This is a genomic window from Curtobacterium sp. MCPF17_047, from assembly GCF_003234045.1.
GTDB lineage: Bacteria > Actinomycetota > Actinomycetes > Actinomycetales > Microbacteriaceae > Curtobacterium.
The window spans coordinates 1-16,777 of sequence record NZ_QKSF01000020.1; the positions used below are offsets into that span (position 1 = coordinate 1).

At 71.2% G+C, this 16,777-nt stretch carries 14 protein-coding genes; 7 read left to right on the plus strand and 7 right to left on the minus strand.

The features are described from left to right. Positions 1 to 260: 260 nt before the first annotated feature. Positions 261 to 866, minus strand: a complete 606-nt coding sequence (locus tag DEJ33_RS15625; RefSeq protein ID WP_111079519.1) for a DUF1992 domain-containing protein — start codon at positions 864 to 866, stop codon at positions 261 to 263. Between the two features lie 92 nt (positions 867 to 958). Here DEJ33_RS15625 and DEJ33_RS15630 point away from each other — a divergent pair, with 92 nt between their 5' ends. After that, on the plus strand, positions 959 to 2,020 hold the full coding sequence (locus DEJ33_RS15630) for a sodium:calcium antiporter (protein ID WP_111079521.1): 1,062 nt from the start codon (positions 959 to 961) through the stop codon (positions 2,018 to 2,020). Between the two features lie 3 nt (positions 2,021 to 2,023). On the opposite strand, the gene DEJ33_RS15635 is transcribed toward DEJ33_RS15630, so the two are convergent. Continuing rightward, entirely contained in the window at positions 2,024 to 3,856 is a 1,833-nt protein-coding gene (locus tag DEJ33_RS15635) for a glycoside hydrolase family 15 protein (protein WP_111079523.1), read from the minus strand. A 97-nt stretch (positions 3,857 to 3,953) separates the two neighbouring features. On the opposite strand from DEJ33_RS15635, the gene DEJ33_RS15640 reads away from it, so the two are divergent. The 5 genes from DEJ33_RS15640 (at position 3,954) to DEJ33_RS15660 (ending at position 10,998) form a co-directional block, all read left to right on the plus strand. Beyond that, positions 3,954 to 4,811, plus strand: a complete 858-nt coding sequence (locus tag DEJ33_RS15640; RefSeq protein WP_181432993.1) for a DUF1206 domain-containing protein — start codon at positions 3,954 to 3,956, stop codon at positions 4,809 to 4,811. A gap of 161 nt (positions 4,812 to 4,972) precedes the next feature. Beyond that, positions 4,973 to 6,520 (plus strand): GAF domain-containing serine/threonine-protein kinase, encoded by a 1,548-nt coding sequence (locus DEJ33_RS17350; RefSeq protein WP_111238209.1) that lies wholly within the window; start codon positions 4,973 to 4,975, stop codon positions 6,518 to 6,520. A 54-nt stretch (positions 6,521 to 6,574) separates the two neighbouring features. Then, on the plus strand, positions 6,575 to 8,923 hold the full coding sequence (gene treS, locus DEJ33_RS15650; protein WP_111079527.1) for a maltose alpha-D-glucosyltransferase: 2,349 nt from the start codon (positions 6,575 to 6,577) through the stop codon (positions 8,921 to 8,923). A 4-nt stretch (positions 8,924 to 8,927) separates the two neighbouring features. Further along, positions 8,928 to 9,803: an SMP-30/gluconolactonase/LRE family protein gene (locus DEJ33_RS15655; RefSeq protein WP_111079529.1), complete on the plus strand. Its 876-nt coding sequence runs from the start codon at positions 8,928 to 8,930 to the stop codon at positions 9,801 to 9,803. 88 nt (positions 9,804 to 9,891) lie between these two features. Next, a complete protein-coding gene (locus DEJ33_RS15660) occupies positions 9,892 to 10,998 on the plus strand; it encodes an alpha/beta fold hydrolase (RefSeq protein WP_181432992.1) in 1,107 nt (368 codons plus the stop codon). A 108-nt stretch (positions 10,999 to 11,106) separates the two neighbouring features. Here DEJ33_RS15660 and DEJ33_RS15665 read toward each other — a convergent pair whose 3' ends face one another. The 5 genes from DEJ33_RS15665 to DEJ33_RS15685 all read right to left on the minus strand — a co-directional run bounded on the left by DEJ33_RS15665 (position 11,107) and on the right by DEJ33_RS15685 (position 14,956). Then, on the minus strand, positions 11,107 to 12,303 hold the full coding sequence (locus DEJ33_RS15665; RefSeq protein WP_111079531.1) for an NAD(P)/FAD-dependent oxidoreductase: 1,197 nt from the start codon (positions 12,301 to 12,303) through the stop codon (positions 11,107 to 11,109). Between the two features lie 10 nt (positions 12,304 to 12,313). Further along, on the minus strand, positions 12,314 to 13,114 hold the full coding sequence (locus DEJ33_RS15670; protein ID WP_111079533.1) for an SDR family NAD(P)-dependent oxidoreductase: 801 nt from the start codon (positions 13,112 to 13,114) through the stop codon (positions 12,314 to 12,316). A 13-nt stretch (positions 13,115 to 13,127) separates the two neighbouring features. Beyond that, positions 13,128 to 13,634, minus strand: coding sequence for a Dps family protein (locus DEJ33_RS15675; protein ID WP_111079535.1), 507 nt, complete (start codon positions 13,632 to 13,634; stop codon positions 13,128 to 13,130). A gap of 107 nt (positions 13,635 to 13,741) precedes the next feature. Continuing rightward, complete coding sequence (locus DEJ33_RS15680) at positions 13,742 to 14,257, minus strand: MarR family winged helix-turn-helix transcriptional regulator (RefSeq protein WP_111079537.1); 516 nt, start codon at positions 14,255 to 14,257, stop codon at positions 13,742 to 13,744. 141 nt (positions 14,258 to 14,398) lie between these two features. Beyond that, positions 14,399 to 14,956: an NADPH-dependent FMN reductase gene (locus tag DEJ33_RS15685; RefSeq protein WP_111079539.1), complete on the minus strand. Its 558-nt coding sequence runs from the start codon at positions 14,954 to 14,956 to the stop codon at positions 14,399 to 14,401. A gap of 127 nt (positions 14,957 to 15,083) precedes the next feature. Here DEJ33_RS15685 and DEJ33_RS15690 point away from each other — a divergent pair, with 127 nt between their 5' ends. Next, positions 15,084 to 16,724: a glycoside hydrolase family 13 protein gene (locus DEJ33_RS15690; protein WP_111079541.1), complete on the plus strand. Its 1,641-nt coding sequence runs from the start codon at positions 15,084 to 15,086 to the stop codon at positions 16,722 to 16,724. The last annotated feature ends 53 nt before the right edge of the window (positions 16,725 to 16,777 follow it).

Genomic DNA, 16,777 nt, shown 5'->3' on the forward strand with positions numbered 1-16,777 from the left:
TCAAGCCGCTGCAGCTCGAGGGGGACAACGCGATCCTGACCGGCACCACCGTGCACGTCTCCGCCGACGCCGCGAAGCTGCTCAACGACACCTTCAAGACCGACGCCGTCACGGGCGGCCTGCTCGTCGGCACCGCCACCATCACCGCCCAGATCAAGTAACAACTGATCTGACACACCACGAGAACGCCGCCCCGCACCCGCGAGGCGGCGTTCTCGCGTGCCCGGACCCGGCGCGACGGCCGGGAGGCCCGGATCACCTCACCCGCGTCGGCGCCACCACCGGGACGGCCGGGTCTCAACCGCGTGCGCGGCCGCAGCCGACGCGGCGGCCGCGGCACGGACCTCCCGTCGGTCCCGCCACCGCGCGACCTCGGCGTCGACGTCGCGCATCGGTGTGACCACCGGCGGCCCGCCGAGGAGTTGCCGACGCGCCTCCTTCACCCGCGCGTTGAAGTCCACGAGGACGTCCCGGACGTCCGACTCCACTGAGAGTGCGTCCAGGTGGTCGTCGAGCTCAGCGTCCTCGGTCCGCAGGGCGAGGGCCGGCGGCGCGATCCCGCGGATGTCCTCACGCTCGATCTTCGACTTGATCCACCAGTCCGGGTCGTGCTGGCCGTCGAGGCCCGGCAGCGGCTTGCCGTGGTACGGGTTGCCCTCGAACACCCCGCGGCGCTCGGCCTCGGCGATCCGGGCACGGGCATGCGCGGCGACGTCGGCGGCCTTCAGCAGCTGTCGCTCCTCGCGCTCGGCACGGACCTCGTCCGGGTCGAGGGAACCCCGCTCGACCTCGCTGTCCACGAGCTGCTGGTAGCGGTACCGCGCGGCCTTCCGCAGGCGGTCCATCCGGGCGTCGACGTCGTTCATCGTCGGGCCATGATGCCCTGGACCCCCGACGAAGCCGTCCAGCCGGCGCGGACCGGAGGACGACCCAGCCGTGAGGGTGCATCGTCACCCTCGTGGAATCCCTGCCCCTCTGGTTGCTCGTCGTCGTCTTCGTCGCCGGCGCCGCCGTGATCTGGATCGCCGGCATCCAGCTGTCCAAGACGACCGACGTGCTCGACTCCCGTCTGCACCTCGGCAGCGCGCTCGGCGGGCTCATCGTGCTCGCGGTCGCGACGAACCTGCCCGAGATCGCCATCACCGTCAGCGCCGGGCTGTCCGGGTCGATCGAGGTCGCGGCCGGCAACATCCTCGGCGGCATCGCCCTGCAGACCGTCGTCATCGCCGTCCTCGACGCGTTCGGCAAGCGCGGGAAGGGCGTGAAGCCGATCACCTACCGCGCGGCCTCGCTGACCCTGGTGCTCGAGGCGGTCGTCGTCGTCGCCGTCCTCGCCGTCGTCATCGCGGGCAGCCAACTCCCGCCGGACCTGGTCGTCGCCCGCCTGACCCCCGACGTCGTGCTCATCGCCGTGATCTGGGTGATCGGGCTCTTCCTCGTGCAGCGCGCGAGCAAGGGGCTGCCGTGGCACGAGAGCGGCCATGCCCCGGACGCCAGCCCGCACGCCGCCGGGCACCGCACCCGGAAGCAGGACACGAAGCCGATGAGCACCCGGAAGGCGGTGATCGTCTTCGCGGTGTCCGCCCTCGCGACCCTCGTCGCCGGTGTCGTGCTCGAACGCGCCGGAGACGCGGCATCGAATCAGATCGGACTGTCCGGTGTGCTGTTCGGGGCGACCGTCCTGGCCCTCGCGACGAGCCTGCCGGAGATCTCCACGGGCCTCCAGGCCGTCAAGCAGGGCGACGACAACCTGGCGGTGTCCGACATCTTCGGCGGCAACGCCTTCCTGCCGGTGCTGTTCCTCGTGGCCACCGTTCTGTCCGGCAAGGCGGTGCTGCCGCAGGCGAACGCGAGCGACGTGTACCTGACGGCGCTCGCGGCGCTGCTGACCCTGGTCTACGCGGTGGGGCTCGTGTTCCGGCCGCAGCGGCGGATCGTCGGGATGGGGGTCGACTCGTTCGTCGTCGTGGTGCTGTACCTGATCGGGGTCGCCGGCCTCGTCGCGATCAGCCTGGGGTGACGGTCAGTCCTCCGCGGGGGCCTCGTCCGAGGTGACCTCCTCGATCGTCAGCGCCGCCTGGATGAGCGCCAGGTGCGACAGCCCCTGCGGGATGTTCCCCATGAAGTCGCCGTCCTCGCTGATCATCTCGCTGAACAACCCGACCTCGTTCGCCTGGTCGACCATTTCATCCATCAGGTGCCGTGCGTCGTCGTGGCGGCCGACGCAGGCCATCGCGGCCGCGAGCCAGAACGAGCATGCGACGAACGGCGACTCCTCGTCCTCGATGCCGGAGTACCGGTAGACGAGTGGGCCGCGCTGCAGCTGCTCCTCGATCGCCCGGACCGTCGACTCCATCCGGGGCCCACGGTCGAACGTCGACATCGCGTGCAGCAGGATCGAGGTGTCCAGGGCGTCCGAGCCCGGGTACATCACGTAGTGGCCGAGCTCCTCGTCCCATCCGTGCTCGCCGACCCACTGCTCGATGAGCTCGCGGTTCTCGACCCACTTGTCCCGCGGGCCGTCGATCATGCCGGCGTCGTGCAGCTCGACCGCGGCGTCGAGCGCCTGCCAGCAGCCGATCTTGCTCGTGACGTAGTGCTGCGCGTCCTGCAGCTCCCACATGCCCGAGTCCCGTTCCACCCAGCGGTGGCAGGCGTCGTCGGCCAGGTCCTGCAGCACCGACGCGGTCTTCCGGTCGAGCACGTTGCCGGCGTTGACGTACTGGCGCATGATCGCGAAGACGTCGCCCCAGACGCCGAGCTGCAGCTGGTCACCGGCGCGGTTGCCGATGGTCACGGGTCCGATGCCGGTCCACCCCGGGACGTCACGCTCCTCGACCGCGTCGCTCTTCGAACCGTCCAGGCCGTAGAAGATCGGCATCGTCTCGTCGTGTTCGGCGATGGTCCGCATCACCCACGAGACGGCCGCGTGCGTCTCCTCGCGCAGGCCGAAGCGCGTGAGCGCGTTGACCGTGTAAGCGAGGTCCCGGACCCAGGCGAACCGGTAGTCCCAGTTCTTCCCGCCGTCGCGGTTCTCCGGGAGGCTCGTGGTCGGCGCCGCCGCGATCGCTCCGGTCGGCGAGGAGATGAGCAGCTTCAAGGCGAGGGCGCTCCGCTGCACGGCCTCGGACCACGGCCCGTCGTAGGAGAACTCCGTCGACCAAGTCGACCAGTTCTCGATCGTGCGGTCGATGCCCTCCATCGAGCGCTGCGGGTCGGGCATGAAGATCGGTTCGTCATGCGTGCCCACGATCGTCAGGATGTGCTTCGACCCCTCGGCCGTGTGGAAGCGTCCCGAAAACCGCGGCCCGTCGTCGTGCACCGGTTCGAAGCCCTGCTCGACGACCGCGATGGTGATGCCGTCGATCCCGATGACGGTGCCGTTCACGGTGTCGAGACGTTCCGGCTCGGCGGTGTTCAGCAGCGTGCCCGGGACGACAGCCCACTCCATCTCGACGGACCCCTCGACGCCCTGCACGCAGCGGCCGATCTCGGCCCACGGCAGGCGGCCGGCGACCCCCGTCACCATCGCGTCCGTCACGGTGGCCTGTCCTGAGGACGTCGTCCAGGTGGAGAGCAGGACGTTCGTCCCCGGTATGTACTTCCGGGAGACCGAGGCGTCGTCGTCGACCGGTCGGAGGGCGACGTGCCCACCGTGCTCGGCGTCGAGGATGCTCGCGAACACCGGTGGCGAGTCCATCGCGGGGATCGGCAGCCAGTCGATCCGGCCGTCCCGGGCGATCAGTGCCACGGTCCGGCCGTCACCGATCGCGCCGTAGGAGCGGAGCGGGACGTACCCGTCGGTGCGCTCCTCGTTGTCGGTGGCGTCGGGGGTGTCCCGTGTCCGTTCGGTCATGCCTCCATCGTGCCCGGAACGGCTCGACGTGCCGCGGACGCCACGTACCCCGGCTGTGCGGCCGGACAGGGACCGCTCGACCGGGCAAGCTCGTGGGGTGACCGACGCAGCCCAGGACGCAGCCCGAGAGACCGGACGACAGGCGCGCCGTGTCGCCGACAGCCGCTGGTTCGAGACCACCGCCCGCGCGGGCTTCGTCGGGACGGGGGTCGTGCACCTGCTCATCGGGTACCTGGCCGTCCTGCTGGGCATCGGCAACGCCTCGGCCGGCACCGGTGCCCAGGGGGCGCAGTCCGGCGACACGGACCAGTCCGGTGCCCTCGCGCAGATCGCCTCCGTGCCGGGCGGGGTCCTCCTGCTCTGGATCGTCGCGATCGGCACCGCTGCACTGACGGTCCGGCTGGTCGTCGAGGCCGTCGTCGGCGGACGGACCGACGACGCCCGCGCCTGGCTCGCCCGGGCGAAGAACGCCGGCAAGGCCGTCGTCTACGGGGCGATCGCGTACTCGTCCGCCAGCTACGCCCTCGGCGCCGGCAAGAGCTCGACCGGCTCGAGCCGCAGCGCCGCCGCGACCGCCCTGGCCACGCCCGGCGGTGTCGTCCTCCTGCTGCTGGTCGCCGCCGTCGCGATCGCCATCGGCGTCGGACTCGTCGTGATCGGCGTCCGCGGCTCGTGGAAGAAGAACCTGCGCCCGCAGCCGGAGTCCGTCCGCCGGACCGTCGCCGTGCTCGCGACGCTCGGGTACATCGCGAAGGGCATCGCGGTCGTCATCGTCGGCGTGCTCATCGCCGTCGCCGGGTTCCGCAGCGACCCGGACCAAGCGAGCGGTCTCGACGGGGCCTTCGACGCCCTCCGGTCGATGCCGGGCGGGTCCGTGGTGCTCGTCGTGGTCGGACTCGGGTTCGCCGCGTTCGGGCTCTACAGCTTCGTGCGTGCCCGGTACGCGCGGATCTGATCGCGACGCGCGGAATTGCTCGCGACGCGCGGATCTGATCGCGCACACGGGATGGTGGCGGCCCACGGGGTCCCGGCGGTGCGAAGATGCATCGTCGCGTCGGCGACACGCCCGATGAGTCGTCACGCCACGCGAGACGCCCCCACCGAAGACGAGGACGCATGGCCCCGACGGACGAAGCCCAGGAGCGCCCCGGTCTCCTGGCTGGCCGCTACCGGCTCGAGAAGATCATCGGCCAGGGCGGCATGTCCGTCGTGCACCATGCCTGGGACGAGTCCCTGGACCGGCCGGTCGCCGTGAAGCTCTTCCACCCGGGCATCGTCGACATCGCCCGCCAGGAGGCCGAGCAGGGCGTCCTGGCGACCCTCGACCACCACAACCTCGTCAGCCTGCTCGACGCCGGGGTCGTCGAGGACCGGCACGGGGCACTGCAGCGGTTCATCGTGATGGCGCTCGTGCACGGTCAGGACCTCGAGGAGCGTCTGGCCCTCGGCCCCCTCGCCTCGCGGCACATCGCCGAGATCGGCTACGACATGGCCGAGGCGCTCGACTACATCCACGCGCAGGGCGTCGTGCACCGCGACATCAAGCCCTCGAACATCCTGCTCGTCGACTACGGCAACGGGTCCGACCGGGCGCGCGCGCGGCTCACCGACTTCGGCATCGCCCTGGCCGCCGGCGTCGAACGACTCACGGCGGACGGGGTCACGACCGGCACGGCCGCCTACCTCAGCCCCGAACAAGCCCGGGGCGCGGACGTCGGCCCGGCCAGCGACGTCTACTCGCTCGGCCTGGTGCTGCTGCAGTGCTTCACCCGGCGGCGGGAGTTCCCCGGCTCGCTCGTCGAGTCCGCGCTCGCCCGCCTGTCCCGCGACCCCGTGGTGCCGGAGCCGCTGCCCGACCACTGGAAGAACGCCCTCGCCGCGATGACCGCGCAGGACCCCCGCGACCGACCGGTGGGTGCCGAGCTCGTCGCGCTCCTCCGGGACGTCGTCATCACGGACACCGCGGGGGAGGCCCCTCCCGCGGACCCGACGTCGGCCGACGTCGGGCACGCCGACGGACCAGCCGTCTCGTCGGCCGTGAGTGGTCCGGCCACCGGTGGCGGAGCCTCGCGTCCGGTGCCGCAAGCGTCGGGAACCGCCGCGTCAGGACCCGCCACCCTCGACGTCCTGCCGGAGGAAGCGCTGCAGCGGACCACGAAGATGGCCGCGCGACTGTTCGACGCCCCGATCGCCCTCATCGAGGTGCTCGACGAGGACCGCGAGTGGTCGCAGTCGTACGTCGCCGACGGCGTCGACAAGTCCGCCCGGAGCATCACCTTCCGGAACGGCTTCGCACCCGTCCCGGTGCCGGTCGTGATCCCGGACGGGTCCACGCACCCCGAGATGCGGAACAGCCCGCTCGTCACGGGACCGCTCGGCATCCGCTTCTACGTCAGCGTCCCCCTGGTCCGGCACGACGGGGTCACCGTGGGCACGCTCGCCGTGCTGGACTCCCGACCCCGAACAGCGGACGAGGCCGACATGGCGAACCTGCGCGACCTCGCCGCACTCGCCGTGACCCAGCTCGAGCTCCGGCAGGAGTCGCTCCGGACCACCAGCGACTCGGTCCCGATCGTGCGCACCGGGCAGGGCGCGCACGCGGCACCGGTGACCGCCGACGCGGACGCTGATCCGGGCACGTCCCGGCCCGAACACGCCGTCTGAGCCCGCACCCGGCACCGTCCCCGGGCGCGCGTGACTAGCGTGTGGGGCGTGGACATGGACGACGAGGCAACCCGCACCGACGAGCGGATCGCGGACGAGCAGCTGACCGGTGGACGACTGCCCGTCGGCGGGGTCCCGGAGCAGGACAGCGGCGACCTGAGCGGCGCCGAGACCGACGACGACGAGGCGGCTCCGGTCGCCCCGGAGATCACCTACGACGAACAGCTCTACCCGGCACGACCGCGTCGACTGCGCCCCCGGGTCAACCTGCGCGGCGGCAGCCTGCAGCGTCGGTTCTCGGACCCACGTGCCGCGAACGGTGAGAACCCGGCGTACATCGAGTGGCTCGTCCGGCAGTCGATGCTCAAGGACGCGGACGTCCTCAGCCGCACGCTCTCGGGCACGCCGGCCATGTGGCGGAACCCCTACGCCCGACCCGACGCCCGCCGTGCGGTGTCGACCTCGGACGTGTGGTTCACCGCGTACCCGATCTCGCTCATCACCCGCGAGGGCGAGTCCTTCCTCACCGCGCTCGCCGACCCGCAGCTCTGGACGGCGTTCGAGCGCATCGGCATCAACGGCGTGCACACCGGCCCGGTGAAGCGTGCCGGCGGCATCCGCGGCTGGCAGGAGACCCCGAGCGTCGACGGTCACTTCGACCGGATCGGCACCCAGATCGACCCGACCTTCGGTGACGAGGAGACCTTCCAGAGGATGACCGACGTCGCCGAGGAGCACGGCGGCAGCATCATCGACGACATCGTGCCCGGCCACACCGGCAAGGGCGCCGACTTCCGTCTGGCCGAGATGGCCTTCAAGGACTACCCCGGGATCTACCACATGGTCGAGATCCCGCCGGAGGAGTGGCACCTCCTCCCGACCGTGCCCGAGCACCGCGACTCGGTGAACCTGGACCCCGCCACCGAGTCGGCACTCGCCGAACGGGGCTACATCATCGGCGAGCTGCAGCGCGTGATCTTCCACCAGCCCGGCGTGAAGGAGACGAACTGGAGCGTCACGGCCCCGGTCGTCGGCGTCGACGGGACCACCCGGCGCTGGGTCTACCTGCACTACTTCAAGGAGGGGCAGCCCTCGGTCAACTGGCTCGACCCGACCTTCGCCGGCATGCGCCTGGTGATCGGTGACGCCCTGCACTCCCTCGGCGACCTCGGCACGAGTGCACTGCGCCTCGATGCGAACGGGTTCCTCGGCGTCGAGAAGAGCGCGGAGGGCGCCCCGGGTTGGTCCGAGGGCCACCCGCTCTCGCACGCGGCGAACCACGTCATCGCGGGCATGGTCCGGAAGGTCGGGGGCTTCACGTTCCAGGAGCTCAACCTGACGATCGAGGACATCCGCGACACCGGGGCCGTCGGCGCCGACCTGTCGTACGACTTCATCAACCGGCCCGCGTACCACCACGCCCTGGCCACCGGCGACACCGAGTTCCTCCGCCTGACGCTGCGCACCTCACTCGAGCTCGGCGTCGAGCCGGTCAGCCTGGTGCACGGCATGCAGAACCACGACGAGCTGACGTACGAGTTGGTGCACTGGGCGACGCTGCACCAGGACGACGTCTACACGTTCCACGGCGAGGACACCACGGGTGGTGCGCTCGCCGAGCGGATCCGCGCCGACCTCACCGAGGCGCTGACCGGGGAGGCCGCGGACTACAACCTGGTCTTCACGACGAACGGCATCGCCTGCACGACGGCGTCGCTCATCGCCGCGACCCAGGGGCACACCACGCTCGACGACATCGCCGAGGAGCACGTGCCGCAGATCCGTGACGCCCATCTGCTCCTCGCCGCGTTCAACGCCTGGCAGCCCGGCGTGTTCGCGATGTCCGGCTGGGACCTGCTCGGGTCGCTCACGGTGCCGAAGGAGCTCGTCACGGACCTCATCGCCGAGGGCGACACCCGGTGGATCGAGCGCGGTGCGCACGACCTGCTCGGCGTCGCCCCGGACACCGAGCGCTCGGCCTCCGGCATGCCCCGGGCGCGTTCGCTCTACGGCCCGCTGCCGGAACAGCTCGACCGGCCGGACTCGTTCGCGTCCCGCCTGAGCGAGCTCCTGCGCGTGCGGACCGAGTACGGCATCGCCTCGGCCCGCCAGGTCGACGTGCCCGAGGTCGCCCACCGGGGGATGCTCGTCATGGTGCACGAACTCGAGACCACCGACGAGACGGGCGAGCCGGTGGTGCAGATCACCGTGCTCAACATGACCGACACCCCGCTCGACGGCACGATCCGGTCCGAGTCGTTGCCGCACGGTGCGACGGTCGTCGACGCCACCGACCACAGCGAGCTCGGCACCGTCGACGACCTGTGCAGCTTCCCGTTGCGCATCGGCGCCTACGGGTCGCGTTTCCTGGTGCTCCGGCGGAACACCGAGCAGGGGGCGTGACACGGTGACGGAGCGCGCCACCTCCGGTCCGGCCCGGGTGTTCAGCGACGTCCGGGCGACCCTGGCCGAGAGCATCGTGTGGGACCCCGCGCAGGGGGTCGGCCGGTGGGTCGACATCCCGAACGGCACCCTGTTCACCGCGGACGCCGACGGACGGGTGCTGGACACCACGCAGCTCGACCCACCGTTGCCGTCCTTCCAGCCGCGTGCCGGCGGTGGCTTCATCGCCGCGCAGGACGCCACCGTGGTGCTGACCGACGCCCAGGGTCGCGTCGAACGCGAGCTGGCGAGCGTCGTGCACGCCAACGACGAGATGCGCTTCAACGAGGGCAAGTGCGACCCGTTCGGTCGCTTCCTGGTGGGGAGCATGGACCCGACCGACGGCCCACCGGCCGGGGTGCTCTACGCGTTCTCGGCGGACGGCTCGGTGTCGGTCCTGCGGAGCGGGTTCGGCACCACCAACGGCATGGAGTGGAACGACGACGGGTCCGAGATGTACGTGACGGACACCGACACGAACACGGTCTACCGAGCTGCTTACGGGGCGGACGGCGTGCTCGGCGACCTCGAGCCGTTCATCGACGGTGCCGCCCACGACGGCCTCGTCCGTGACGACGAGGGCTGCTTCTGGGGCGCGATCTACGGTGCGAGCAAGGTCGAGCGGTACGGCCCGGACGGCCGGCACCTGGAGACGGTGGACATCCCGGCACCCAACGTGACCTCCGTGGCCTTCGGCGGCTCGGACATGTCGCTGCTGCTCGTCGGGACCGCTCGGGAGAACCTGACGGAGGACCAGCTCGAACGGTCTCCCCACTCCGGTTCCGTGTTCGCGGTGCCGACCCGCGTGCACGGTCGTCCGGCGTTCCCCTTCGCCGGCTGAGGACCCGGCCGGCTCCGGTCGCGCCGACCCCGTGCGGTCGGGCGCCCGCGGTAGCCTGGGCGACCGCCAGCCACCGCGAGGAGCGCCCATGAACGACGAGCACCACCAGGGTCACCCCGTCCCGCCCGGCGCGCCCGACCCGGCCGGGGAACTCGCCCGTGCCGAGGACGCCGACGTCGAGGTCCGCGTCGACCGCATCGCCGTCGACCACACCCACGTCCGCGTCAGTTCGATCGGCGAGCCCGGCGAGCGCGCGTTCGTCCTGGTCGCCGGGCTCGGCATCGCCTCCACCTACTACGAGCGCCTGGCTCCGCACCTCAACGAGAACGGCCCGGTGCACGCACTCGACCTCCCCGGCTTCGCGGGGGTCCCGCGCTTCCGTGGCGGTGTGTCGATCGAGCGGTACGCCGACGCCGTCGAGAAGGTCATCGACGACCTGCGGTTGCACGACCCGGTGCTCATCGGGCACTCGATGGGGACGCAGGTCGTCGTCGAGGTCGCGGCCCGCCGACCCGACATCTCCGACCTGGTGCTCATCAGCCCGGTCCTCGACCCGGCGTCGCGGTCGGTCCCGAAGGCAGCGCTCCGCTTCCTCCGCTCCGCCGTGCACGAACCGCCAGCGGTCCGTTGGCACGCGATCACCGCGTACGCGCTCTGCGGGTGGCACTGGTTCGCCCAGGTCCTGCCGAAGACGATCGCGTACCCGATCGAGGACCGCGTCGCCGACGTGCAGGCGCACACGCTGGTCGTCCGCGGGGAACACGACGCGCTCGTGCCGCGATCCTGGGTGCGGCGACTCGCCCGCGCGCTGCCCTACGGCGTCCTCCGCGAGGTCGTGGGCGGCGCGCACTCGGTCATGCACGCCCAGGCGGACGCCGTGGCGCAGCTCGCCGTCGCACACGTCGACGGCCGTCTGCCCGACCGCGGCGTCTCGTCGTTGCAACGCGTCCGCGACCACTCCACCGCGACGGACCTCGACCGTCTCGGTCCGACGGACCGCTGGCTGGTCGTGAAGTCCCGGTTCATGGAGCTGTTCGGCATGGCGAAGGGGGACGACGAGCAGCTCGAGGCCGCGAAGTCCGCCCACGCCGTCGCGATGGCGGACCACGACGGCATCCCGGTCGACCCTCGCGAGCGCGACGAGGTCGTCGGGGCCGTCGCGCCGGAGCGTGGCGGTGACCGACGCCCCTTCTGACCACGCCCCGCGGACAGGTGGACGGACGGGAGGCCCGTGACCGGTCCCGCCAGACCGGTCACGGGCCTCCAGTCGGTCACGACCGACGGATCGGGCGGCCGACGTCGATCAGTCCGCGGTGATGGTCCCGGGCAGCATGTCCGGCGTCAGCGCGTGCGCCTCGGCCAGGACCTTGCGGGCCTCGTCGGTCTTGCCGGGGACGTTCCAGAGCAGGACGCCGGCGACCAGGTCGTCGTCGTCCAGGTGGTAGACGACACCCGTGACGTCCGGTTCTGCCCAGTCCTCGACGGAGCGGAGCGACGAGGACACCACGCCGACGGCCTCGTACCCGAGGTCGAAGACGTTCGAGTAGAACATCGGCGTGTGGTCGTACGTCTCGCCGGCGCCGGCCAGGTTGCGGCCCGCCTGCCGACCCTGCTGCTGGGCGTTGTCGACGTGCTCGACACGGCGGGTGCCGAGCAGTCGGTCCGGGTAGGACGCGACGTCACCCGCGGCGAACACCGCGGGATCGTCGGTGACGAGCGTCGACGACACCGTGATGCCGTCGTCGACAGCGAGGCCAGCGTCCTCGGCGAGCTGGGTCAGGGGTTCGATGCCGAGCCCGGCCACGGCAGCGTCCGCCGTGATGGTCGTGCCGTCGTCGAGGGTGAGCGTCACGCCGTCGGTGGTCTCCTGGCCGGACTCCACCCGGAGGCCCGTCCGGACCTCGACGCCGGCGTCGGTGAAGCGCTGCTGGAACGCCGCGGCCAGGCCAGCCGGGAACATGTGCCCACCGAGGACGTCGTCGGGGGTGACGAGCGTCACGCGCGCACCGTTCTGGACGAGCCCGGCGGCGATCTCGGTGCCGATGTAGCTGCCGCCAACGACGACCACGTGCGCGTTCGCGTCGGCGTGCCGTCGGAGCGTGCGGTAGTCGGCGGCGCTCCGGTAGCTGAGCACCCGGTCGGACGGCACGAGACCCGGCAGGTCCCGCGGGCGGCCGCCGGTGGCCAGGAGGAGCCGCTCGTAGCCGACCGTCGAGCCGTCGTCGGTCGTCACGGTCTTCGCGCCGCGGTCGATCGACGTCACGCGGGTACCGAGCACGAACGTGGCGCCGGTGTCCTCGGTGTGCAGGTCGACCTTCTCGTCCCAGCTGAAGTCCGGGTCCGTCCAGAGCTTCTTGGAGAGCGCGGGGCGGGCGTAGGGGCGATCAACGTCTGCGCTGATGACCCCGATCGAACCGTCGGGGTCGAGCTCGCGGATGCCGCGGGCAGCGGAGTCGGCGACCATCCCGCCGCCGACGACGAGGTAGCGGTGGTCGGTCATGGTTCCTCCGTCAGATGGTGGCGACCGAGCCGGAGTCGACCCGGTAGTTCGACCCGTTCACGAAGCTGGCGAGTTCGGAGCAGAGGAACGCCACGACGTTCGCGACCTCTTCCGGTTCACCGCGCCGCTCGAGCTCCATGTACGGACGCTGCTCGTCCAGGAAGCTCGAGATGGCCTGGTCGAACGAGGTGCCGAGCTGCTTCGACCGCTTGTCCATCATCGCGTCGGTCATCGGGGTGTGGATGAAGGCGGGGGAGACCGTGTTCACGAGCAGCCCCTCCTTCGCGTAGGACCGCGACAGGCCCTTGGCGAACGAGAGCACCCCGGCCTTCGCTGCGCAGTACGGCAGCTCGTCGTCGTACGGTTGCGTGGCGTCTTCGGACACCAGGTACACGATCCGCCCCCAACCACCGCTCCGCAGGTCCGCGATGAACTCGCGGGTGATGCGGACCGGGCCCATCAGGTCGACGTCGAGCGTCTCCTGCCAGCCGGCCTCGTCGATCTCGTGGAACATCCCCTGGGCGCCGGTGACGCCAGACGACTGCACCAGGATGTCGATCTCGCCGACGGCGTCCCGCACCTTGTCGTGCAGGGCGGCGAGGCTCTCGGCGCTGCGGACGTCCGCCGCGAACGCGTGCAACCTGCCGACAGGTGCTTCGAGCTGGTCGGCGCTGGTGTCGAGCCGGCTCTGCTCGATGTCGGTGACGACCACGGTGGCACCCTCCGCCAGGAGGATGCGCGCCGTGTTCCAGCCGATGCCGGAGTCACCACCGAAGACGAGTGCGGTCTTGCCCTGGATCCCGAGGTCCACGTGCGACCCGGACTTACTCGTGCTCGGATGCTTCGGCCACCGCGGCGGTCGTCGCGCTCGCCAGCGGCGTCCGGGGGGCGCGGTTCTCCGCACTGACCATCCAGGCGAGCTGCTCGAGGCGCTCGATGAAGCCGTGCAGCAGGTCGGCGGTCGTGGGGTCTTCCTCGTCGACCTCGTCGTGCACGTCGCGCATGGTCGCGGTGGCCTGGTAGAGGCGCAGCGTGACCAGGTCGATGGCATCGTGCGTGAGCACCTCGCCGTCGGGGAACGAGTCGAGGTGGGTGCCGGCAGCGACGGTCGCGGCGCGGCCGTCCGGGACGGCGTAGAGCGCACGCATGCGCTCCGCCATGTCGTCGGCGAACTCACGGGCGGCGTCGACGATCTCGTCGAGCTGCAGGTGGAGGTCACGGAAGTTGGTGCCGAGGATGTTCCAGTGGGCCTGCTTGCCCTGCAGGTGCAGGTCGATCAGGTCGACGAGGACCTTCTGCATGTTGGCGGCGAGCTTGTCCGATGCGTGCATGTGACGACTCCTTCTTCGCGGGACTGACCCTTCTGGTCTACGCGGTCCGCGACGAGGAGTTCCCAGTGGGTGTCGAGGAACCGGTCCCCCGGCATCCCGGCTGGCCGTCAGTGCGCGACGACGGCTGGATCGACCTGGTCGACGGCGATGCGCATCTCCTCGAGGAACATCGCGACGACGCGGGCGTCGGTCGCGGACAGGCTCTCGGCGATCTGCATCATGCGGCGGTGCATGATGCCGAGCGTGGCCCGGACCTCGGCGTCGGTCTCGGTGGTCGGCACGATGATGAGCCCGCGGCGGTCGGTGGGGTGCGGCTCACGGCGCACGTGTCCGCTCTTGACCAGACGGTCGACCAGGATCGTCGTCGAGGCGGACGAGATCTTGAGGTAGGCGGACAGGTCCTTCGGGCTGACCGAGCGGCCGGCGCGTTGGGCCTGCAGCAGGTGGCGGACCGCCAGCAGGTCCGTCTCGCCCATGCCCATCGAGTCACGTGTGCGGCGGCGCATGGCCGTCTCGGACGCCCGGTAGCGACGCAGTGCGTTCAACACGGCGACACCGCGCTGGGTGGCGTCGTCGTCCGGGAACCAGTAGCCGGACGGCTCCTCGATCTCCTGCGTCGTCATCCGATGATGCTAATCCGTCTGGTGACGAGGCTGCGGACGATCTCCTGGACATGACGGACGGGAGGCTGCCCACCCGCTGGTGGGGAGCCTCCCGTCCGTCATCGGTCGTGTCGGTTCGGGTCCGTCGCGACGTCGGGTGGGCTACGCGGCGACGGGCGCGCCGGCGGCGTCGGCGAGCGCGGTCAAGGCGCCGCGGACGAGACCGACGACCTCTTCGTCCTCACGCGGGTGCGTCTCGGCGAAGCGGACGACGGACTGCGGGATCGCGACCTTGACGTCCTCCAGGACCTTCGCGCCGGCGATGCCGGCGGCCTTGCGGGCGTCGTCGTGCGCCCAGACGCCGCCGTACTGGCCGAACGCCGACCCGATGACCGCGAGCGGCTTGCCGGAGATCGGCGACGAGCCGAACGGACGCGAGGCCCAGTCGAGTGCGTTCTTCAGCACGGCCGGCATCGTGCCGTTGTACTCGGGGGTGACGAGCAGGAGGCCGTCGGCGTCGGCGACGGCCTGACGGAACGCGACCGCAGCGGCCGGCGGGGTGTCGCCGTCGATGTCCTCGTTGTAGAACGGCAGGTCCACGATGCCGTCGAAGACCGAGAGCTCGATGCCCTCCGGAGCGTGCTGGACCGCGGCCTCGGTGAGCTTGCGGTTGATGGATCCGGCGCGGAGGCTGCCCACGAGGGCGACGATCTGGGTCATGACGTTCCTTCTGGTCGTGATGGTTCGACCGACAACCAATCCATCCCGCGCGGGATTCCCGCGCTGACGAGGCGGGCGTGTCCCGGGCCTCCCGACACGCGGAGCAGCCGTCGGTAGTGTCGGCCAGGTGACCCCGAGACGCACGCCGAGCGACACGCCCCGCACCACCGACCCGAACTGGTGGCGGCAGGCCGTCGTCTACCAGGTGTACCCGCGCAGCTTCGCCGACTCCGACGCGGACGGCATCGGGGACATCGCCGGCGTCACCAGCCGGGTGCCCTACCTGGCTGGACTCGGTGTGGACGCGCTGTGGCTCTCGCCGTTCTACCCGTCGCCCCTCGCCGACGGCGGGTACGACGTCGCCGACTACCGCGACGTCGACCCGAAGCTCGGTTCGCTCGACCAGATCGACGAGCTCATCCACGCCGCGCACGAGCACGACCTGCGCGTGATCGTCGACCTCGTGCCGAACCACACCTCGGACCAGCACGAGTGGTTCCGCGCCGCGCTCGCCGCGGCACCGGGCTCCCCGGAACGGGCCCGCTACGTCTTCCGCGAGGGTGCCGGGCCGGACGGTGAGCAGCCGCCGAGCGACTGGGTGTCCAACTTCGGCGGCAGTGCCTGGACCCGGGTGCCCGACGGCCAGTGGTACCTGCACCTGTTCGCGCCGGAACAGCCCGACCTGGACTGGACCAACCCCGAGGTCCACCAGGACTTCGAGCACACCCTGCGTTTCTGGTCCGACCGCGGGGTCGACGGATTCCGCGTGGACGTCGCGCATGGGCTCGCGAAGGACCTGTCGGAGCCGTACCGCCCGTCGAACGAACAGCAGCTGCCGCTCGACGGCTCCGATCCGCTGTACGACCGCGACGAGGTGCACGAGATCTTCGCCGCCTGGCGGAAGGTGCTCGACAGCTACTCACCGCCCCGTGCCGCGATCGCCGAGGCGTGGGCACCAGCGCCCCGCCGCGTCCTGTACGCCCGGCCGACCGAGCTCGGCCAGGCGTTCAACTTCGACCTCCTCGAGGCGCCGTTCGACGCGACCGAGTTCCGCACGCTCATCGCGCAGAACCTGGACGGAGCGCAGACCTCCGGCGGCTCGAGCACGTGGGTGCTCTCGAACCACGACGTCGTCCGGCACCCCACCCGGTACGGGCTGCCCGACGGCACGGACACCGACGAGTGGCTGATGACGGACGGGCAGACGCCGCCACTCGATCGGGACGGTGGACTCCGACGCGCGCGGGCTGCGACTCTCCTCGTCCTCGCGCTGCCGGGGTCGTCCTACGTGTACCAGGGCGAGGAACTCGGTCTGCACGAGGCGCCCGCGATCCCGCACGACCAGCTGCAGGACCCGAAGTGGCTCCGGACGGGGCACACCGTCAAGGGCCGGGACGGCTGCCGGGTGCCGATCCCCTGGACCGAGACCGGACCCTCGTTCGGCTTCGGCGACACCGCACCGCACCTGCCGCAGCCGTCGGACTTCGGCGCCTCGAGCGTCGAGGCAGAGGACCGGGTGCCCGGTTCCACGCTGTCCTTCTACCGGGAGGCGCTGTCTGCCCGTCGGCGCCTGCAGCAGGGCGAGGAGCTCGAGTGGATCGAGACGTCGTCGCCCGAGGTCGTCGCGTTCGCGCGGCACGACGGGTGGCGGTCGTACACGAACTTCGGCGCCGAGCCGGTGCCGATGCCCGAGGGCGCCGTCGTGGTGACGTCCGCGCCGCTCACCGACGGCGAGCTCCCCGGGCACACCACCGTCTGGCTGGCGTAGTCGCGGGAGGGCCGCCCGCCCCCTGACCGGCTCCTCCTGCACAGCAGCCAGGC